Source organism: Oculatella sp. FACHB-28, assembly GCF_014696015.1.
Lineage (GTDB): Bacteria > Cyanobacteriota > Cyanobacteriia > Elainellales > Elainellaceae > JAAUTN01.
Genome location: NZ_JACJPJ010000076.1, coordinates 1 through 21,172, shown reverse-complemented (window position 1 = coordinate 21,172; position 21,172 = coordinate 1). Strand labels below are relative to the sequence as shown.

15 protein-coding genes are annotated in these 21,172 nt (G+C 50.1%); 5 read left to right on the top strand and 10 right to left on the bottom strand.

Going from position 1 to position 21,172, the window contains the following annotated elements; translation table 11 throughout:
• Nucleotides 1–16: 16 nt before the first annotated feature.
• The 7 genes from H6F88_RS18160 to H6F88_RS18130 all read right to left on the bottom strand — a co-directional run bounded on the left by H6F88_RS18160 (nt 17) and on the right by H6F88_RS18130 (nt 9,946).
• Nucleotides 17–1,822, bottom strand: coding sequence for an HTTM domain-containing protein (locus H6F88_RS18160; protein ID WP_190644165.1), 1,806 nt, complete (start codon nt 1,820–1,822; stop codon nt 17–19).
• 53 nt (nt 1,823–1,875) lie between these two features.
• Entirely contained in the window at nt 1,876–3,210 is a 1,335-nt protein-coding gene (locus H6F88_RS18155; RefSeq protein ID WP_190644164.1) for an NAD(P)/FAD-dependent oxidoreductase, read from the bottom strand.
• Nucleotides 3,211–3,233: 23 nt separating this feature from the next.
• Nucleotides 3,234–4,178 carry a hypothetical protein gene (locus H6F88_RS18150; protein WP_190644163.1) on the bottom strand — a complete coding sequence of 315 codons (945 nt, stop codon included), beginning with the start codon at nt 4,176–4,178 and terminating at the stop codon, nt 3,234–3,236.
• An 18-nt stretch (nt 4,179–4,196) separates the two neighbouring features.
• Nucleotides 4,197–5,654: an MBOAT family protein gene (locus tag H6F88_RS18145; RefSeq protein WP_190644162.1), complete on the bottom strand. Its 1,458-nt coding sequence runs from the start codon at nt 5,652–5,654 to the stop codon at nt 4,197–4,199.
• Nucleotides 5,655–5,793: 139 nt separating this feature from the next.
• Complete coding sequence (locus H6F88_RS18140) at nt 5,794–6,204, bottom strand: acyl carrier protein (protein WP_190644161.1); 411 nt, start codon at nt 6,202–6,204, stop codon at nt 5,794–5,796.
• Entirely contained in the window at nt 6,170–7,978 is a 1,809-nt protein-coding gene (locus H6F88_RS18135) for an acyl-CoA dehydrogenase (RefSeq protein ID WP_190644160.1), read from the bottom strand. The genes H6F88_RS18140 and H6F88_RS18135 overlap by 35 nt, the downstream gene beginning before the upstream one ends.
• Before the next feature lie 135 nt (nt 7,979–8,113).
• A complete protein-coding gene (locus H6F88_RS18130) occupies nt 8,114–9,946 on the bottom strand; it encodes a fatty acyl-AMP ligase (protein WP_190644159.1) in 1,833 nt (610 codons plus the stop codon).
• Between the two features lie 568 nt (nt 9,947–10,514).
• Between H6F88_RS18130 and psb27 the strand changes: the two genes are divergently transcribed.
• On the top strand, nt 10,515–10,913 hold the full coding sequence (gene psb27, locus H6F88_RS18125; RefSeq protein ID WP_190644158.1) for a photosystem II protein Psb27: 399 nt from the start codon (nt 10,515–10,517) through the stop codon (nt 10,911–10,913).
• A 190-nt stretch (nt 10,914–11,103) separates the two neighbouring features.
• Here the strand turns inward: psb27 and H6F88_RS18120 are convergent, their stop codons facing one another.
• The gene (locus H6F88_RS18120) at nt 11,104–12,177 is read right to left on the bottom strand and encodes an adenosine deaminase (RefSeq protein ID WP_190644157.1); all 1,074 of its coding nucleotides are present in this window, start codon (nt 12,175–12,177) and stop codon (nt 11,104–11,106) included.
• A gap of 86 nt (nt 12,178–12,263) precedes the next feature.
• Here H6F88_RS18120 and H6F88_RS18115 point away from each other — a divergent pair, with 86 nt between their 5' ends.
• The 3 genes from H6F88_RS18115 (at nt 12,264) to H6F88_RS18105 (ending at nt 16,040) form a co-directional block, all read left to right on the top strand.
• A complete protein-coding gene (locus tag H6F88_RS18115) occupies nt 12,264–13,604 on the top strand; it encodes an adenylosuccinate synthase (protein ID WP_190644156.1) in 1,341 nt (446 codons plus the stop codon).
• A 168-nt stretch (nt 13,605–13,772) separates the two neighbouring features.
• Nucleotides 13,773–14,375, top strand: a complete 603-nt coding sequence (locus H6F88_RS18110) for a 50S ribosomal protein L25/general stress protein Ctc (RefSeq protein WP_190644155.1) — start codon at nt 13,773–13,775, stop codon at nt 14,373–14,375.
• A gap of 114 nt (nt 14,376–14,489) precedes the next feature.
• On the top strand, nt 14,490–16,040 hold the full coding sequence (locus H6F88_RS18105) for an AAA family ATPase (protein WP_190644154.1): 1,551 nt from the start codon (nt 14,490–14,492) through the stop codon (nt 16,038–16,040).
• Between the two features lie 153 nt (nt 16,041–16,193).
• On the opposite strand, the gene cbiT is transcribed toward H6F88_RS18105, so the two are convergent.
• Nucleotides 16,194–16,796 (bottom strand): precorrin-6Y C5,15-methyltransferase subunit CbiT, encoded by a 603-nt coding sequence (gene cbiT, locus H6F88_RS18100; protein WP_190644153.1) that lies wholly within the window; start codon nt 16,794–16,796, stop codon nt 16,194–16,196.
• A 70-nt stretch (nt 16,797–16,866) separates the two neighbouring features.
• Nucleotides 16,867–18,393, bottom strand: a complete 1,527-nt coding sequence (locus H6F88_RS18095) for an aminotransferase class I/II-fold pyridoxal phosphate-dependent enzyme (RefSeq protein WP_190644152.1) — start codon at nt 18,391–18,393, stop codon at nt 16,867–16,869.
• Nucleotides 18,394–18,553: 160 nt separating this feature from the next.
• Here H6F88_RS18095 and H6F88_RS18090 point away from each other — a divergent pair, with 160 nt between their 5' ends.
• A complete protein-coding gene (locus tag H6F88_RS18090; RefSeq protein WP_190644151.1) occupies nt 18,554–20,911 on the top strand; it encodes an ATP-binding protein in 2,358 nt (785 codons plus the stop codon).
• The last annotated feature ends 261 nt before the right edge of the window (nt 20,912–21,172 follow it).

Here is a 21,172-nt window from a genome sequence, read left to right as displayed (position 1 = left end):
TTCCTTCAGGTGAAAGTCATTTAGAACAGGTCTGTTGCCAACCCAATTCCTGCTCTACGGTTTGGGTTTCCCCTGGAGGAACAGTGCGTTCATTCATGAAGTAGACTTCCAGGGTTTGAATTTGTTGGGAAGCGCTGTGATTGACGTTCCAGCGTTGGCAGAGATACTGACCGTAACCGGGATAAAGCTTTTCACCGATCGCCCGATTGAGATTAATGAAATAGGTACGCCACTGCATGTTTTGGTAAATCTCACTGCGGGTAGCAAGGCTCGGCTTCTCCCAATTCACGGGTGCGTTTCTAAAAATATCGACCTCGCTACCGTCGGCTAATTGGGCTGGAATCACATGCCAGCCGTCATCTCTGGGCGGACTGGGCGCAAAGATACTCCACGACTGGTCAAGGCGAGTGATGCGTCCTACGATTTCGGTTCTGTGCCAGGTTCTCCGTTTGAAAGCTTCGGGCGCGTAGCTGCTGAGGTTCCATAAGAAGGTGTAAAACAGCAGCACCAGCACAATCGCACTGATCGCTCGTGAGGGACGCAGCGTCAGCGGGCGAAACTTGAAGGGTTTGGTGAAATTGCCTGCAAATTTGCGGTTGGTGGCGATCGCCTCATAAAACCTATTTCCCGCAACCTTTAATGGACTTAGAGAAAGAACAGGCGCAAGCCAACCCAACACCGGAGACAGGCTAACCACATAGATAATGCCTTCAAACTTAAAGCGGCGATTGCCCATCCAGTCCACAATTACCCAGGAGTTTTGCGCCTGCATATCGGCGTGAATGCTAGGGTCATCTTGTGCCATTAGCAGAGGCGTGCCTGGCAGCACCAAAAAGGTGCGAAGCAGATAAACTACTTTTTTGCAGAAACCACAATCTGCGTCGTAATAGATCTGTAGCCCCTGGCGTTCTGAAGTAGAAATGCGTTTCTGCCAGCGGTTCCAGGTTTCACTAGGAATGAATGCTAACCAACTAAAGCAGCTCAGGAAGGGAAAAATTCCCAAATTTAGGGTTAGCCCAAAGCCTATGTGCAGTGAGATGAAGGTGATGATGGCAAGGTTGCGAAAGAAACTGGTGCGAAAGGGAAAGACAATCAGCAGTGGCCCGAACCATTCCAAAATCACCGTGGAATGGGTAAACAGGCTCAGCAGCGGACGAAAGTTGAGCAGAAATGCGCCAAACGGGGTGACGTATTGGTCATAGCTGAGCGCATAGTAAACCGCGCTGCCATCCAGCCAAACGGGACTTTTTGCCTTAATCAGCGCCGAGAAGATGTAAATGAAACATTGCTGCACAATCAGGGCAACGGTTGCTCCTGTGAGAATGCGTTCTGGTAGTCGTTCTTTTGAAGTATTGAGGGCGCTGTCAATGGAGTAGCAAGCACCGAGCGGCAAAAACATTGCCCAAAACATCAGGGCCCGGAGGACATCATCGGCGGCAAAAATCAGAGCAGGGTTGCGGTTGTGCAGCGAGATCAACAGCACCCAGGAGGCGATTACGGCGATGCGAGTGCGGTAGCCGACCAGCATCAGCAGGGCAAAGAAACCCGCTAGCAAAAACAGAAATCCTTGAAACAGAGGCGCGCCGCTAAGTGCATGAATTGACCAGTAGCCAGTTCGGGCAACTTCCTGAAGGAGCGATCGCGGCAGCACACCCGCGTCTGAGTAGTGAGCTGCCAGATCATCCGCTCGAATCGCCAAATCTGCCAGCAGAATTACCGCTAAACCCATGCGAAACAGGGCAAGCGATCGCAAATCCAGCCCAAACATTTCCTCAAGCTTTTTATAAAAAACAGGTTTAGATTTAGGTGAGCTAAAGGTCATAAACATTGCACCTCAATCAAGGATGTTTTAGGGGTTTGCGAAAGGAAGCGAAATTAACGATTAATCTGTTTTTTGTCTGGCGATCGCCAAGCTGACTTTTCTAAATCAATCGGCTCTGAGCGGACGGATGCCGTGCCCCTTTGAGTCGAATGGGTCTGTCCCACACCCGTTGGAGCAGAAGAATTCGCAGGTTTTTGCAAGCTCTTAGAATTTTTTCCTGGCAGCCATCGGGTCAACTGATGCTTAATTACTCGCAGGCGATGACGTAGCGTCGGCAACCGTTGCAGATACACCAGGCGACGCACCACACACGCCAGTCGCCCTCTCAAACTCATGCCAAAACTGAAAACCGCCGCCGAATCTGTACCGAGCGTGATCATTTCACCTAAATGCAGATAGCGGAACGGCTTAGGGCGGCGATTTTGTAGGATTGCCCAGAGGTTTTTAGCAGCGCGGTCTGCCTGCTGGTATGCCACCTGTGCGGTCGCGGGTACCTGCTGTCCTCGTGGATTTCGCACATCTGCCAGGTCGCCCAGGACAAACACTTCGAGATAGCCCTGAAGCTGTAGGGTGGGATGCGCAATTAACTGATCTTGTAAGTTGCGATCGCACTGCAGATTACGAACCCATTCAATCGGCTGATTTCCCGTTGTCCAAAGCACTAGATCCACCGCAGTCTGGCTCACTTCACCCTGCGTCTTGACCGCAATCCAATCTGCGCCAATTTCAGCAATGGAGGTGTGCAAATCGACCTGAACTCCCTTTGCACCAAGAGTCCGATAGGCGGTGATTCGGCTGGCGCGTGAAAAAGATTTAAGAATGTCATCGCCACGATCGATTAGGCGAATTTGTCCCCGTTCTTGCAGGCGATCGGCTAGCTTACCTGCTAACTCCACGCCGCTAGGACCACCACCCACGATCGCAATCCGAATTTGCTGTCGCTCAGAGGCTTCCAAAAATCGAAGCTGTTCTCGCAAATGTTGAGCATCGGCTAACGTGCGAAATGGATAGGCATGTTCTGCTGCACCCGGAATGGCTCCCAGTCCAGTCTCTTTGCCGACTGCCAGCACCAGATAGTCGTAAGTCAGTGATTTCCCCGATTGAAGCTTAACTCGTCGTTCCCCTAAATCAACCGTTTCCACCGTGTCTCGGCGATGTTTCACATGGGTTCCCTGCAACAGGCTGTGAAATGAGGGTGCAATTTCCCACTGTTGAAGTTCACCTGTAACTAGCTCATACATCAGCGGCGTAAACAGAAAGTGCTGTTTGGGGTCAACCAGCGTCACCCGACATTTCTTCAAACCTGAGAACCGTTGCAAATACAAAGCGGTATAAAGACCTCCAAAACCGCCTCCAAGGATGCAAATATGCGTATTTGGGTTGAGCATGGAGATCTCCTCGATTTCAAGTTTTAGAGATGTCTTTCAGCGATCGCATCCAGGACGGGTTCAAGCTGTTGCGCTAGCTCTTGCGATCGCAAGTTACGCGCATCCTGATTCAGGTGATAGTGCGTATCGGCAAACAGGCTAGAGTCAGTTTGCAGGTTCAAAGAGTCCGAGTTGTAAAGCACAGGAGCAATTTCAGCTAGCGCTGCGGCAGTTTCCTGCACGTTTTCGAGCGTTTCGGCATCCTGGCTGGCGTAGATCCAGGGCAATCCCAACACTAGAGTTGCGTCCTTGCTTTCAACCTGCTGGCGAAATTGGGAAATCTGCTCCAGAGCATGATCGGAAACGGTATCTTTAATCCGCATTTGCCACCAGGAGGAATTGGTGCGCTGCTTTAGCGCGGTGGGGTCACCATTCGCAGAAATTGGATCGGAGTAGTAGCCTCGCATTTCACCGTACTGCGCTACATCCCAGGTTGATTTAGTCACGGCTCGCAGGGTGGGAACTCCCAACAGCAGGGCATCATGAGTCAGTTGTTTGAGCGGAATGTCTCCTAAACCGGGCTGTCCGATCGCCATGCCGAATGCACCAGAGCGATCGCCTAAACCATCCTCATCTAGCAAAATCAGGTATTCAGGAATCAGCAGCACCACATCTCCAGGTTGAATTGCATCCATCACACTGGGCAGCAGCACATTCAAACCAATTGGACCGTCTAAGCCAAGATTGATTACCGGAATCCCCAATTCCTGCTGCATTAGTTCTGCATCGACGGTGTAGTGAGCGCCAGAGCCGCCCAGAATGATTACTCGTTGGGGAGCTTCGACTTCAGCAGCGATCGCCATTTTGCGCTCATACATCATCCGCAGCCAACTCAACTCGCCGCCATAGCGAACGTTGTAGAGATAGCCAATTGACCAGGCTAAACCCGCTGCTAAAATCCAGGTTGCAAAGCTAAGCTGCTTTCTCATGGGTTTAAAGGTCACTGTCTAAAAGTCAAAGTAGATGAATTCAGACGGAGCATTCGCTGCCAGCAAAATCGTCAAAGCCAGCAAAATTCTCGACATCCAAGGCGACAGCAGCAGGTCATATTCCCCTCGTTTTTGCCAGACGGCAACATGTTCAAACAGCAATACCCCAGTTGCCAAAGCCAGAGTCAGGAGTAACGCGCTGCCTTCGTTGAAACTGAAAGAGGCGATCGCCCCACCTAAATTGGAGAACGAATAAGTGAATGGATTAACCAGCGTTTGCAGCTTTTGCCCCAGTCGCCCGATATCAGTTTCCATGAAAAACAGACAGCCGAGAATCACAGAGCCGAAGGTCAGTGCCCAAGAGATAAACTGCGGCGTAGGAAAGTACTGTCCAACAAAGCGGTAGAAAGGACGACCGGCATACCTCAAAACCAGCAATAATAGCCCGTGATAAGCGCCCCAAATGATAAAGTTCCACGCTGCACCGTGCCAGAAGCCCGAAAGGGTAAAAGTGATAAACAGGAAAAATGCCGCCCAGTGTTTTTTAGAACCCATCAGCGGCAAAAACACATAGTCCCGAAACCAGGTACTCAAGGTAACGTGCCAGCGTCGCCAAAACTCATTAATGCTCTGTGAGGTATAGGGTGCAAGAAAGTTAATCGCCAGCCGCACGCCCACAATTCGAGCCAACCCCAGCGCAATAAAGCTATATCCAGCAAAGTCAAAGTAGATTCTGAGGGTAAATAAATAGGCAGAAAACCAGACGAGCCATGCGTTAGCGGTTTCTTCTAAGTTAATGAATGGGGAAATGTTATCTGCCAAAACAAACTTCATAAACAGACCTAACGCCAACCAGCGGAAGCCTGCCTCAAAATTGTCGGCGGTGAACTTAAACCGAAAAGACTCAATCTGAGGAAGCAGGTCTGACCGTCGCTCAATCGGACCAGCAACCACTTGTGGAAAGAATGAGACAAAGTTGACGTAGTCGATAAACCCTAATGACTGCTTGCGTTTGCTGGTGTAGGAATCGACGACAAACGCCACCATTTGAAAGGTGTAAAACGACAGCCCAGGCGGAATTGACCCTAATCCAGGAATGCTTTTGTCTTGCCAGGAAGACGCGATCGCCGGAGCCACCAGCCCAACCACATCTTCAACAAAGAAGTTGAGGTATTTGAAATACGCCAGAATGGCTATGTCAAACCAAATTACAGCAGTGGCGATCGCCTTTGCCTGCCATCCCTGACGGCTAAACATCAGCCGCACCATCAGATAGTTAAAGACAATCTCAAACGAAAAGATAACAAAGCTAGAGGTGCTGGCATTCACAAAAAGCGTAAGCGACAGCGCCATCAATCCAATGCTGTCAAACACCCCTCGCCAGAGGTTAAGCTGCTTGCCGACATAGCGCACTGCAAAGAATGCTGACCCAACCAGCAACAAAACCCACCAAAAGGAGAATTCAGAGAAGTTCAATCGACTTCCTCCCCAATCTCAAAAATTATCGGCTTACACTCACTTCAATCCAAATCTCTTCTGTAACTTGCGCTTAGAAACCACCGTGTAAACGCAAGTTATTCTGGTCCTCACGGACCTGCGCGTAACACAGCTACAGCTATTTCCCGCGTCCCCACAGACTCCATTTCCCAACAGTTTCTTTAGTGGGCTGAACGGGTGTTTCTGGTTCAGATGCGATCGCTCCTGGAGCAATGTTCATTTCCTGCACCAGATAGGTAGCGGCTTTCTGAATTGTGGGATAGTCCCAAAGCAGGGTTGAAGGCAGGTCTACACCGAGCCAATCTTCCATATCACCCACAATCGTCACGGAGTCGATTGAGTCCAACCCATAACGGGTTAAAGGTTCCTCAACTTTGATCGATGGGGCAGAAAGTGAAAGCTGCTTTGCCAACTGATTGACGATCCAGGTTTGAATCGTCTCAATGGCGATCGCCTCACTATTCTCCTGAGCTAGATCCGCTTGAACCAATACATCACTGGGCTTGGAGCTGGAGTTCTGTAATTGCATGAATAGGATTCTCCTGAACTTCTGATTTAGCTAATTGAAAAGGAACAATCGAAAACATCCGATCTTGGCCATAAAGCCTGAGCAATTCCTGGGCGAGCGGCTCATCGTCCAAGCGGGGCGGCAAGTCTAGAGCGGGGTTAACCGCTACCAACAGCCTTCGCAAGCTCAGCGCCAACCATCTGCCATTGGCAAAAAACTCACCTAACGTTTTGCGGTTATGCAACCACATGTGAACGCAGGCAGCAGCAGCATGGAGGGTGCAATACTTTTTCGCCAGTTCAAACGACTCCGGCGACTGGTCGTGACCATGTTCAAAGGCAGCAGTTGCCAGGAAATCATCCTGTGCGTTTAACTCTGCTAAAACAGCGTGAGTTAACGCTTCTATCTGCTCTAAAACTTCTGGTTCTAAGTCGGGCGGTTCGAGTGCCTGAAGCTGCTCCAAAGCAATTTCCAGTCCTTGAAGCACATCATCTGCACCTCGACTAAATAGCTCCAGCCGCTCTGGAGCAAATTGGGGAACAGGCTGATCGAGCGTGAATGTGGTTTGTAGGCGGGTGGCGATCGCCTCCATACTCTGAGCATCCCGCCGCGCACGGAATTTGGCTAAATGCCGTCGTTGCAGGATCAGAGAATGCAAATTCACAATGCTGCTGCCGTCAAATACGCTGATAATCGCGTTGTCCCGCATCACCTTTTGGAAAATGCCAAAGTCATGTTCCTCACGCATGTAATAGCGTGCGCCCAACACCACCGAGACATCCTGCACCATCTTCTCTAGCGTCACGGTGACAAAATACTTCACCACTGCCGACCAAACGCTGAACTGTTCTGGAACAACGTGAAACCCTCTGCCTGCGCCGATATTGGCACAGTCGCAAATCAAAATATCTAGAAAAGCGTCTACTAGAGTGCGGCGAGGATGGGGAATATCAAATACGGTTTTACCATACAGTTGCCGCCCTAATGTGAACTTCAGGGTTGTTCTGAGCGCAGTATCGGCTGCTCCTTGAGAGAATGCGGCACACAGAGCGCGAGTAATCTGAAACCCTTTAAGCGCCAGCTCTAGCCCGACTCCTTCTTTACCCAATCGCATCTTTTCGGGAATAAAGCAGTCATCAAAACGGATACCGCTCATGTCAGAGCCGCGAATTCCGTGAGTTTTAATCTTGGGTAAATTGCTATAGGTTGCTGGATCAAGCTCTGCTTTCTTCACCATGAACAAAGACAGGCTGCGGCTTCCTGCTTCTGCATCCGTTTTCGCCAATACGAAAGTGACTCCAGAAATAGTGGCGCGATTGATTGGCCACTTCTCACCATTCAACAAATAACCACCGGGAACTTTAGTTGCGGTTACATCGCCAGCGAGGAGATCACTCCCGTGTGCCCGCTCAGAATAGGAAAGACACATTGCCCCACTCATGTCTTTCATAAACTGGGCTAGCTCTTGCTTTTGCTCATCCGTCCCTGCCATCCAGGTGAGAAATGACCAAAACAGAGTGGTGAAAGAAATGGAAGTGGTCAAGTCACGCCGCGACATGACTCGCACAAAGGCGATGAATTCCTCAAAGGAGGTAAATTCTCCGCCACAGTTCGTTGGGATGTAGTAGTGATGCAGTTTCCAGTTATAAAGCCAGGTCAACTCGGCTTCAGGAAAGGCTTCGAGTTCGTCCAGCTCAATCACCTGCTTAAACGACATCACGCTTTCTGGATTACAGGGATCGCCCAGATCGCGCTCCAGTTCTTCAGCGAGCCAATATTGTTTGAGTGGATGCATTGATCTTTCCGGTGGATGCATTGATCTCTCCAACCCAGGATGAGGAGCAAAGGATGAGGAACAAAACTTCGAGAACTTGAGAACTTGAGATTTCAGGTGAAACGTTGCCAGGGAGGTGACAGGATTTTGAAACTTTTAGGCCTTAGCGACTTGCACTTGCTCTAGCAGCGAACTGACATCGCCCTGCAAGTTTCTGAAGCTGGCTCGAATTTGCGGGTTTTCGCTCCAGTCTTCTAGCACGTCGAGCGTTCCGGCTAAGAAGCTAGTTCGGCAGGCACGACGCTGAATCTTGCCGCTGGAGGTTTTGAGAATATTTCCAGGCTTGGCTAGCACAACTGCATAAACCTGAAGCTCATGCTGTTCGGCGATCGCCTGTCGAATTTCGCCAATCACCTGATCAAAATCAATGTTTTGCTGCTGCCGTTCCACCTCTTGCACCACAACCAGCCGTTCTTCTCCGTCTATCTCAGTGGAGAATGCCGCACCGTAGTCAGGGCGCAAAGCCGGATGGAGTTGCTGAACCGTCCACTCAATATCCTGGGGATAGTGGTTTGTGCCCCGAATGATAATCAGGTCTTTGATCCGTCCCGTGACAAACAGTTCTCCGTCTTGAAGGAAGCCGAGGTCGCCCGTTCGTAAAAACGGACCTTCCTGGGAATCCGCAATCTGAGCGCGGAAGGTGCGATCGCTTTCCTCAGGACGCTGCCAGTAGCCCTTTGCCACACCAGCGTCAGCCACCCAAATTTCGCCCACCTCGTTTGGGGCACAGCGAGTCAGCGTATCGGGGTTCACAATCGCAATCTGAGTTTCACAGACCTGACGACCGCAGCCTGCAACGATTCGCACCACGTCCTGTTCATCTGAGGCTTCAACAATCCGATTGCGTTCCAGTGCGGCTGGGTCAAGCACACAAACCACAGGCTCCGAGGGGCGTGGACTGGTGGTCACAAGCAGGGTTGCCTCTGCCAATCCATAGGCAGGCGCAAACGCATCCCATCGGAAGCCACTGGGTTCAAAATATTCAAAGAACTGCCGTAAAACCCTTGGGTTAATCGGTTCGGCTGCATTTCCTGCCGCTCGCCAACTGCTTAAATCTAAGGCATCTCGCTGTTCGAGCTTGACCCGTCGAATGCACTGCTCATAGGCAAAGTTTGGAGCCTGACTGTGAGTCGCCTGATAGCACGAAATCGCCTGAAGCCAGCGAACCGGTTGCTTAATAAAGGCAAACGGAGACATCACATAGCAGGGAGCACCGTTGTAAAGCGGTTGGATCAACCCTTCGACCAAGCCATAGTCATGGAAGTAGGGCATCCAGGTGACTGTAACGCTGTCTGAGTCGTACCCACAGGCTCTCTGCAAATAAGCCGAATGATGCATCACATTCCTGTGCGTAATCATCACTCCTTTTGGCGTGGACGTTGAGCCAGAAGTGTATTGCAGGTAAGCAATATTGTCGCTGTTAATCACTGGCTCCTGCCAGGATTCGGCTAGCTGCAGATCAACCTGTTCAGTGTCGATCCAGCGTATTGTGGAAAATTCAGGAAACTCCAGCCCTGCTTCCTCGAAAATCGAAAGAATCCGGGCATTCGTCAGCACAACTGTCGCTTGAGCGTCTTGGACAATGGCTCGCAGTCGAGGCAAAGTTCGCTTCAGTCGACCCGCATCCGGCGGCGGCACCGGAATCGCAATTACGCCACCATAGAGGCATCCTAGAAATGCCGCCACTACTTCTAACCCTTGTGGGTAGAGCAATAGCGCCCTTTCTCCTGATGCATTTTGCTGTTGCAGGAGAGCGGCGGTCGCCCTTGCCTGACGATCGAGATCGGCATAGCTCAAGGTGGAACTTTCAGTTTTTCCGTCCGTCAGAAAGGTGTAGGCTAGCCGTTCCGGTTGTTCAACGGACCTCCATCTAAGCAGTTGAACTAATGTATCAAGCTTGACTAAATGGTGAGGTAAACACTGAGTCATGTTTTCAACTCCGGGTCAGGAGAGGTGTAATTCTGAAAAGCTCAAGGTTGAATCCGTACAGAAAATTACGAGTTCAGTCAGCAGCAGACCTGGAACTCGGCTATTGATGTAATGGGACTGAAAGAATTCTGAATCGCCTCTTAGCGAAGTGACGAACTTTATTTGAATGTCAGAATAATTACATAGGTAGAATTATCCTGAAAAGTGTCAATCAGTATTTTTACTAAAACAACAAATTCGCATCTACCTAAAAATCAAACTTTGCTGTATTGCATCCTATTCAGTGATTGACGTAGAAGGCATCACGCAATTTTGATAAAGCTTCAGCTTCTATAAAGCTTTTGTGTAGTAGAAGTTAGTAGCCTTCTTTTACTTAAAAGTTCGGCTACATTGGTTAACCCCTATTTTTGAGAAATTTGTAGCGGTAGCAGACTTTCCCTATCCCAGGGCAGGAAATTTTCCTCTCGGATCAGGATAAGATTGGCAATAATCGTGATCCCCGCTGATCACCAATCATTTCTTGGAACTGATTGCAATTGTCTTAAGCTTTTCCTGACTCTGAGGTTTTATGAAGAAGTTTTTGTCTCGCTTTCTGGCTCTGGCTCTGGTGCTGGTAATTGGTTTGATGGGCTGCACCTCCGCTCCCGCTGGGTTGACCGGAAATTACCGTGAAGATACGCTGGCTCTGGTCAACAGCTTAAGAACAGCGATCGAACTACCCGATGGTTCTCCTAACAAGGCGATCGCCCAGACAGAAGCAAGGCAAAGAATTAACGACTTCGCCTCCCGCTATCGCCGGGATAACTCCGTAACCAAGCTCAGTTCCTTTACAACCATGCGGACAGCGCTGAACTCCCTGGCTGGACACTATAGCTCCTACCCCAACCGTCCAGTTCCCGAAAAGTTAAGAAAGCGCTTGGAGCAAGAATTTGCTCAGGTAGAAGCTGCACTTCGCCGCGAATCATAGTGAAGCTATTTGATTGATTAAAAAATAGAGCCTGAAGGAATTCTTCAGGCTCTATTTTTTTGAGGTTGCTATCTGAACGTGTGAACTACGTAGGGGCGCACCGCAGTGCACCCCTACAGAAAGAATGGATATCTGGTGAACCATCCCCACTCAGCAAAATCAATTTTTTTAGATTGTTCAATGCCGTCTACTAAATCTTCAACGGCTTTGAAAGCAATGAATCTTCAATCGCGCTAGATTCTGACTTTGATTCAGGTTGTAAAATTCCAGTCAGGATTGAGGCGGGGCGCTGGCGATGAGGCCAGGCAAAAGCATGACGGAAAGCCGCTTCCTGGCAAGCCTGTAGCTGATCAAAGCCAATTACATCATGGGTCAGTAGGCTCTCATACTCAAACGGTAAACGCATATTGTGCAGTCCAGCGTTATCCGTACAGATAGCAATATCGACCCCGGCTTCAAAGCAGCGATCGAAAACCAACTTAAGTTGATGAATACTCTCTAAAGTTCCCGTTTTCAAGTAGGTCGTGGGGCAAACTTCTAAGCATTGTCCTCGCTCAGCAATTTCACCTAATAGCTCTGGATGCAGCAGCGGAATCTGAATACCGTGCCCAATACGCATTAGGTAGGGCAAAAGTTCAGGGTAACAACCTTCGCTGGTTTCGTAGAGATGTCCGGTGGTGTTTAGCCCAAGCGATCGCGCATAGTCATACAGTTCCACAAATTCATCGAGTCGATCGGCATAGTGGGCATCTCCACCCGCCAGGTCGATGCCGCAAACGTATTGCTTCATCTGGGCAGCGAGATCGGCGATCGCCCGATTTACTTCATAGGGCAAGCGGGAGTGCATACACAAAATCTGGCTGGTCACGATCGGGTAATCGCCCAACTGACTTGCCCGCCCCACAATTTCCACAATTTGAGTCATCTGATCAATTCGCTCAGACTGACTCAACTGATCCGAGGTGCGGAGATAAGGCGTGTAGCGCAACTCCAGGTAAGCCAAATTCTCAAAAATGTACGCTCCCCGCATTAACCGATAGACAAAGTAAGGCAGCGTTTCATCAGTTTGAACGCTCTCCACCAGCGTGTGCAGCTCCAGATATTCATCTAAAGTATTGCGAGGACGAGTGTAGAATTCCTCAAAAGCACCATATTCATCAAACTGTTGAGCCAGGTCAGGGCGGTTGCGCTGAAAATACCGCCACAACACGCGGGGCACAACAGAGCCACCTAAGTGGCGATGTAGCTCAGCATATAAAGCCACAGAAACCTCTCTTCGTGAAAGTTGACAGTAGTGACATCCACTGTTGATAATTGTAGTTTGTGTGAACTTTAGAAACTGATAGACCCTTGGCTAACGTCGTAGTAATCGGGGCCCAATGGGGCGATGAAGGAAAAGGCAAAATCACGGACTTGCTCAGTAAGTCCGCAGATGTCGTGGTTCGCTATCAAGGCGGTGTCAACGCTGGACACACCGTCGTGGTTAAAGATCAGACCTTTAAGCTGCACCTGATTCCCTCTGGCATCCTCTACCCCGACACGGAATGCATCATTGGTTCGGGTACGGTGATCGATCCGAGGGGGCTGATCGAAGAGCTAGATCAGCTAGAAGCGCTAAATATTTCTACAGAAAATCTACTAATTTCGGAAACGGCTCACGTCACGATGCCCTATCATCGACTGCTCGACCAGGCTTCTGAAGAGCGTCGCGGTAGCTACAAAATCGGCACCACGGGACGGGGAATTGGCCCTACCTATGCCGATAAGTCTGAGCGAACTGGCATCCGCGTGATTGACCTGATGGATTCAGAAGGGCTGAAAGAGCAGTTGCGCTGGACGATTAGCTACAAAAACGTCATTCTAGAAAAGCTCTATGAGCTGCCGCCGCTGGATGCTGACGCGGTGATTGCAGAATATTTGGGCTATGCTGAACGACTGCGCCCTCACGTAGTTGATAGCTCTCTCAAAATCTACGACGCGGTCCAAAAGCGGCGAAATATTTTGTTTGAAGGGGCACAGGGAACTTTGCTGGATCTCGATCACGGCACTTATCCCTATGTCACATCTTCAAACCCGGTAGCCGGTGGAGCCTGCGTTGGGTCTGGCGTTGGACCAACTATGATCGATCGCGTGATTGGCGTTGCCAAGGCCTACACAACACGAGTTGGAGAAGGGCCCTTTCCCACAGAGCTAAATGGCAGAATGGGAGAGTTACTGTGCGATCGCGGCGCAGAATTTGGCACTACCACCGGGCGCAAACGTCGCTGTGGCTGGTTTGATGCAGTTATTGGTCGCTACGCCGTCCGAATCAACGGTTTGGATTGTCTCGCAGTCACCAAATTGGATGTGCTGGACGAGCTAGAGGAAATTAATGTCTGCGTTGCCTACGAAATCGATGGGCAGCGCTGTCACGACTTTCCTAGCAATGCTCGCGACTTTGCCCGCTGCCAACCGATCTACAAAACGCTTCCAGGTTGGAAACAGTCAACCGACCACTGCCGATCGCTGGATGACTTGCCGCGTCAAGCGCTTGACTACCTCAAGTTTCTAGCGGAACTGATGGAAGTACCGATCGCCATTGTGTCTCTAGGAGCCAGTCGCGATCAGACGATCATCGTCGAGGATCCGATCCACGGACCCAAGCGGGCACTGCTTTACAGCAATGGTACTGCTCAAACAGCCCAAGTCTAAAGTTAGCGTCAGGCAGAAACTAGGCAAGAATTAGTCTTGTTTTGGCTGCTCAAGTTTCCAGTTCGGATTGCCCAGTGTTCGGATTGCTAGTGTTCGGATTGCCCAGTTTCAGATTGCCAGTGTTCGGATTGCTCAATTTACAGTCATAGACCCAGTTAGGTTACTCGTATGGAACTCACAATTGAATGTCAAAAGCGTGCCCCCGGTAGCAAAGCAGGGGCACTTCGGCGCGAGGGACGGATGCCAGCCGTGCTTTACGGTCATCAAGGGGCAGAATCCGTTTCGCTAACCCTCGATGCCAAAGATGCCGAAACGCTGGTCAGAAAAGCTTCTCTCAACAACACCTTGATTCAAGTAAAGATCCCTGACCTGCCCTGGAGCGGTAAGGCGCTGCTGCGGGAAGTACAAACTCACCCCTGGCGCAGATCGATCTATCATATTAGCTTCTTCTCCATTGCGGCTCAGTCCAGTGTTGAAGTTACCGTACCCATCAACTTTGTGGGCGAAGCCGTTGGCGTGAGAATGGGCGGTGGCGCTTTGGATACAGTTTTAACTGAATTGCAAGTGCAGTGTGACCCCGAGGCCATTCCAGAAACGATTGAAGTAGACGTAACTGACTTTCAGGTTGGTGATTCAATCCATGTGAATGAATTAAAGCTGCCCAAGGGAGTTGAGGCCGTGGGTGAGCCAGATCGAGTTGTTGTTTCCGTGTTAGCTGGGCGCACCTCGTCTGATGACGATGCCGATGAGACTGCTTCAGCTTCCGAATAGGATGACAAGCGATCGCCAATTGACCTAAATTAGTCACTTAGCCAGGGAATTGTCCCTGGCTTTTTAGTTGCAACCCATTTTTCAACTTCAACTTCTAAACTACCTGCCAACCCTATGTCCGATTCCAAGCTCCCGCCCGTGATTCAGCAGATGATGCAGCCCAGTTTTTATCCGCATTCGGTGCAGGAGCCAATTCAACTCATCCAAACGCACATTTCCTATGTGCTGCTGACGGGAGAATATGCCTATAAGCTCAAGAAGCCAATCAATTTTGGCTTTCTAGACTTTTCTACCCTCGAACAGCGCCACCACTTTTGCTTGGAGGAACAGCGGCTCAACCAGCGCGGCGCACCAGGGATCTACCTAGAAGTTCTACCTATTAGTCAGATTGGGGAAGAACTTTACTTAGGCGATGAGCAGCAGCCTGTAGAGTACACCTTGAAGATGCGGCAGTTTCCCCAGGAGACGCTACTGAACTCCATGTTTGACCAGGGCAAGCTGACCGAGGAATTGTTGGTGGAGTTGGCAAAGGCGATTGCCACCTTTCACGCCAACTCGCCCACCAGCGACTACGTCCGTAAATTTGGTGAAGTTTCTCAGGTGCGGCAGGCCTTTGACGAAAACTACGAGCAAACCGAACGCTACATCGGCGTTGCTCAAACTCAGAAGCAGTTTGACGAAACCAAAACCTACACCGATCGCTTCTTCCAGGAGCAGCAAGATCTGTTTGTCAAACGAATGCAGCAGGACAAAATTCGCGAATGTCACGGTGATTTGCACCTGGGCAACATCAGCTTCTGGCAAAACGAACTCTTCTTATTTGACTGCATCGAATTCAACGAGCCATTTCGCTTTGTTGATGTGATGTATGACGTTGCTTACATTGTTATGGACCTGGCGGTCAGGCAGCGTCCCGACCTGGGCGCGCTGTTCCTCAATACCTATGTCGAGCAAACAGGCGATTGGGAAGGACTGCGCGTGTTGCCCATCTACATCAGCCGTCAGACCTACGTGCGGGCAAAAATCACTTGCTTTTTGCTAGACGACCCCGCCGTTCCTGATGCAGCCAAGCAAAAAGCCAAAGAAACCGCAGCACTCTACTATCGTCTGGCTTGGGAGAATGCCCACTCTCAGCAGGGTAAATTAATTCTGATGTCAGGTCTGTCAGGCTCCGGGAAGAGTACTACAGCTCGACTTCTGGCGCGTAAACTCGGTGCGGTCCACCTTCGCTCTGATGCAGTACGAAAGCATTTAGGTGGCATTCCGCTGCACCAGAAGGGTAGCGATGACCTGTACACCGCAGAAATGACGCAACAAACCTACAGGCGATTGCTGGAGTTGGGAGTTCAGCTTGCAGCTCAAGGCTATTCTGTGATTTTAGATGCCAAGTATGACCGTCAGACACTGAGGGCAGAGGCGATCGCCCAATCCGAGGCGCATCAAATTCCCCTGCAAATTCTTCATTGTGACGCTCCCCTGGAAGTGCTGCGAACCCGCCTTCAGCAGCGCACCGGAGATATTGCCGATGCCACAGCCGATTTACTAGCTCAACAGCAGCTAGAGCCTTTTACCGAAGCTGAACACTCTTATGTGACGCGATTGGACACAACTCAGGATATTGAGAAACAGTTGGGGTTAGGGTCCGATACAAAATCCGTTTTGTAAAGAAGCACTATTTGGTGTGCGGGCGAAGCATTCGATAAAAGAATTGTGCTTCAATGGCAGGAATTGTGACCAAATGCTTCGCCCCTATCGCTACCGCTACTCTACAGACGGATTTGGTATGAGATCTAGAACTACTGGTAGAGGTTGGATTCCCTACTCTAACTTCTCCCCGCTCAAGACGAACATTGGATCAACCGCAGCAAAAACCTGGTGATTGCCCTTTGTTTCCAGGCGATTGACTGCAGACTGCACGACTTCGATATTTCGGACGTGCAGTTCTGCCAGGCTCTCGGAGATGGCGTAAAGAGTTTCAAAATTGGTTGCTGTTGCCACGATCCGACCCTGAGGGCGCAAATAATCCCAAGCAGCTTTCAAAATTTCTTTGACGGGGCGACCACCTTCTACGCAAACGCAATGCGGTGCATAAGCCAGATCTTTAAGGCATTCTGGGGCACTCCCTTCGATTACGTCTACGTTTTGGACGGCAAAGCGATCGCAATTACGACGAATTAAATTAGCAACCTCTTCATCGCGCTCGATCGCAAGAATGCGCCCTTTGGGACACAGCAGCCCAACCTCTATGGGAATTGTCCCGGTTCCTGCTCCGATGTCCCACAGCACCGCATTGGGACGCAGACGCAAATGAGAAATCATCAGCAGTCGAATTTCTCGCTTGCTCATCGGAATTCCTGGCAGACGTTCAAATAAATCATCTGGAATGCCAGGAGTGCAGTAGGGCCAGGGGGAAGGGGACATGCAAGTAAGGGGAGGTTGAAGAACTTTGAGACGCTTCAAGGATAGCTTGCTGTGCCTCAAGCGATAGCCATCACAACTTCACGACTTTTAGGGTATCAAGATTGGGGTCAGCGCATCCGGTGATCACTCCCCCCGCTGCTATCACTTGCTGAAGATAGGCGATCGCCCCTTCCGTAATCTCTTCACCAGGCAGCAAGACGGGAATGCCGGGAGGATAGGGGCAAACAATTTCAGCGCTGATGTAACCAATAGTGTGAGCGATCGCTAAGGTTTCAGTTGGGGCAAAGAAGGCTTGGCGGGGAGAGAACGGCGATTGGGGACTGGCGATTAAACTTTGCTTCAAAGGTTGATTTTTCGTTGGCGACGCGAACGAAAAATCAACCTTTTCAATTGGTTTTAAAGCACGCTCTAGAGGTTGAGCTGATGGGGAGGGGTGCTGAGAAGACAGGTGGTTGAAGGCGTTTGTCAACTGCTCAATGTCTGAAAGGGTGTTGCCCAGGCTAATGATGAAGGTGAGGTGCTGAAGGGAAGGTAGCTCTGCGGTAACGCCTAACTGCTGGTGCAAGATTTCGTCTGCTGCAAAACCGGTTAGCCCTAAGCCAGTAGTCGTCACCGTGAGGCGAGTTGGGTCAAGGGCGGCAAAGCCGGGAGTCAGTCCTGCTGATTCTGCGCCTAAAACAGATAATCCAGAAATTTGGCTCAGTTGCGTTCTAGCTTGGTGTGCCAGGGCTAGCGTCTGAGTCATCAGTTGCTTGCCCTGAGTCGCCATTTGCTGTCGAGCGGCATCGAGAGAGGCTAACAGGAGATAACTGGGGCTAGTAGATTGCACGAGCTGTAACGTTTGGCTGAGGCGATCGCCATCCACCCGCGTTCCCTGAACATGCAGCATTGCCGCCTGAGTCATCGCGCCCAATAGCTTGTGGGTAGACTGCACAACCAGGTCTGCTCCGACTGCCAGGGCTGAAATCGGCAAGTCTGGGTGAAAGCCAAAATGAGCACCATGCGCTTCATCAACTAATAGCGGAATGCCATGCTGATGGACCCGTTGAGCGATCGCCCAAATATCTCCACAAACACCGTAGTACGTTGGGTAAACCACCAATACTGCTTTTACGTCTGAATGTTGTTTGAGTGTATGAGCTACGGAATCGGGTGTGATGCTATGAGCGATCCCCAGTTGAGGATCATAATCTGGCTCAACAAAAATCGGGATTGCACCAGATAGAACCAGTGCGGCGATCGCTGAACGATGCACATTGCGAGGTAGCACAATCTTTTCGCCCGAGTTGCACACAGCTAGAATGGCTGCCTCAAGTCCGCAAGTAGAGCCATTTGCTAAAAACCAGGTACGGTCTGCCCCAAACGCTTCAGCAGCCAGTTCTTGGGCCTGCCTGATTACGCCTTCTGGTGCAAACAAGTTGTCTAAATCTGGCAGCTCAGGTAAGTCGGCTTGAAATACTGCTGTTCCCAATAAATCCGCAAGAGGCTGAGCGATGCCCTGTCCCCGTTTGTGTCCGGGTGTGTAAAAGGGAGCGTGAGCCCGGTGAGCCTGGACGCGCAGCGCTTCAAGCAAAGGCATTGCAGTTTGATCGAGCATTTTACAGTTCAACAAATTTGAAATATAGCTTCACCCTAGAGGAGTGTTTTTGGAGGAGATTTGGGCGTTTTCCGTGATTTTCCCGAGGGCGTGAAAGCTGATCTGTTACTACCATATTTGCGATTCCCATATCTATTGGGCTCAAACAAGCTCAGTAAATTTGACTTTTGCAGAGGGCGATCGCAGTGACGAGGGATGGATGTTCGCAAACTTTATAATCCCGCGCCGATTAGTCGCCGTTTTGAATCCTCGTCGTAGCGTTAGAGCAAGGTTCGGATTAACAATCGCCGCGATCGCCCTAATTTTTTCGATGTTGGCTAGCCTAACCATTGGGCAAACTGCTACCCAGCAGATCGAACAGGATGCTGGACAAGATTTGGCATATTTGGCTTACCAGATGGCAGACCGACTTGATAGTGGCATGTTTGAGCGCTATCGGGATATTCAAATCGTTGCCACGATTGACACGATTCGGGATTCTAATTCCCCAATCACGGCAAAACGGTTACTCCTAGAAAAACTGCAAAGCACCTATCCTGCTTACTCCTGGATTGGACTGACCAACCCTCAAGGCACGGTTCAGGTCAGCACAGGTGGACTTCTAGAGGGCGCAGATGTCTCAGAACGACCCTGGTTCATCAGTGGGAAACTTGATACTTTCGTCGGCGATGTGCATGAAGCCGTACTTTTAGCGAGCTTGCTGCCGAACCCGACTAAAGATACGTTGCGTTTTGTTGATTTCGCTGTACCGGTTGATGATCTCCAAGGAAAACCCCTTGGCGTTCTTGCAGCTCACCTAAATTGGGCATGGGCAGAAGATTTAAAGAATGCTCTATCCCGCAATTTGCGAAGCCAAGAGCAGGATTTACTCGTACTCCGAGAGGATGGGGTCGTTTTGCTTGGCCCCACCGAATTGGTTGACCAGAAATTGGATTATTTGAAAAGCTTTCAAGAGGCGACTCTGGCGAAAACAGGCTACCTGAGCGAGGTTTGGCCCGACCATCAGTCTTACATTACTGGCTTTACCGCCAGCACCGGCTATCGCGAATATGAAGGGTTGAATTGGGTTGTGCTGGTACGGCAAAAGACCGACTTAGCATTCGCTCCAGCTCATCGGCTACAGCGTCAGATTCTATTTTGGAATTTGGGACTAGGTAGTTTAGTCGCTGTTTTAGGTTGGTTTATAGCAGATTACATTACTAAACCGATGTGGGCGATCGCCCATGCTGCCAACCGGATTCGGCGGGGTGACGCAAGAGTGTTTATTCCCGTTGTGCGGGGGCAAGACGAGATCGCAAATTTCTCTCAGTCGCTCAACCGATTGGTCTATGAACTGACTCAAAAAGAACGCGAACTGAAACTGAGCAATGAGCGACTAAAGCAGGAACTCGTTGAACGGCGACAGGTTGAAAAATCGCTGAGACTGAGTGAGGAAAAGTTTTGCCAACTTGCAGAAAATATCGACGAAGCTTTCTGGATCTGCTCCGCTGACGGCAGCGAGGTTATTTATGTCAGTCCTGCCTATGAACAGATTTGTGGTTACTCCTGTGAAATGGCATACCGCAACCCCAGAATTTGGTACGACAGCATTCATCCAGAAGATCGTGAAAAGGTAACGCCTGACTTTAGCCGTGAATCGCTGGGTAACTACGATGAGGAATATCGACTGATCCACCCGGATGGTTCGGTTGTATGGATTCGAGATCAGGCTTTTCCGGTCTATGACGAGCAGGGTCAGGTCTACCGGGTTGTTGGAATTACCGAAAATATCACAGAGCGCAAGCGAGCCGCAGAAACTTGCCAACAGCTAGAGCAGGAACGGGAACTGAGCGAACTGAAATCTCACTTTATTGCGATCGCCTCCCATGAGCTGCGTACGCCTCTATCCGTCATATCCATGTCGTTAGACCTGTTGCAGCAACCCAGCCAAAACATGACCGAAGAGAAAAAACAGCGATATTGCGATCGCATAGATAACGCTGTCAAGCGGCTTACCCAAATTCTGGATGACGTTTTGTTAGTTGCTAGAGCCGAGGCAGGAAAGTTAGGATTTGCTCCGGCTCCCCTAAATCTGGTTCAGTTTTGTCACGACTTGAATGAGGAAATTCAACTGAATGCAGGCAACCAACACGACCTGGTATTTGTCTGTCAGGAGCAGATGGATCAGGTCTATATGGATCAAAACTTGCTGAATCACTTGTTGACTAACTTGCTGCTGAATGCAGTGAAGTACTCCCCCGAGGGAGGCAAGATTTACTTTGAACTGAGCCATCAGCAGGGAAATGCCGTCTTTCAAATTCGAGATCAGGGCATTGGCATTCCTGAGGCAGATCAGGCAAGGCTATTCACAGCTTTCTACCGATGCAGCAATACGGGCAAGCTTCCCGGTACAGGGCTTGGACTGGCGATCGTCAAGGAAGCCGTTGAGCTACACGGAGGAAAGATTTCCGTCTCCAGTATCCTTGGCAAAGGAACAACCTTCACCGTTTCGCTCCCCATCTTGCCGAGTGCAAGTTAGGAATGACTAAATCTCTTGCATGAATGGTGGTGTGGCGAAGCCACACCACCATTCATGCTTCAAAGAGTGATTCATGCAGGAAGTCTAATAGACTTCCTGCACGAATATAAAGTGAGTGTGACAGTTGAGGATCGCAGCGAAGCAAGATAGCTTCTGAATAGAAGCTAATGTCAGAAGCAGATATGCGATATAACGAGTTGGAGCATCTATCGAAGCGCCACTTTAAGCGCTTGTGTGGGGTCAACCGTGAAACGTTTAGCG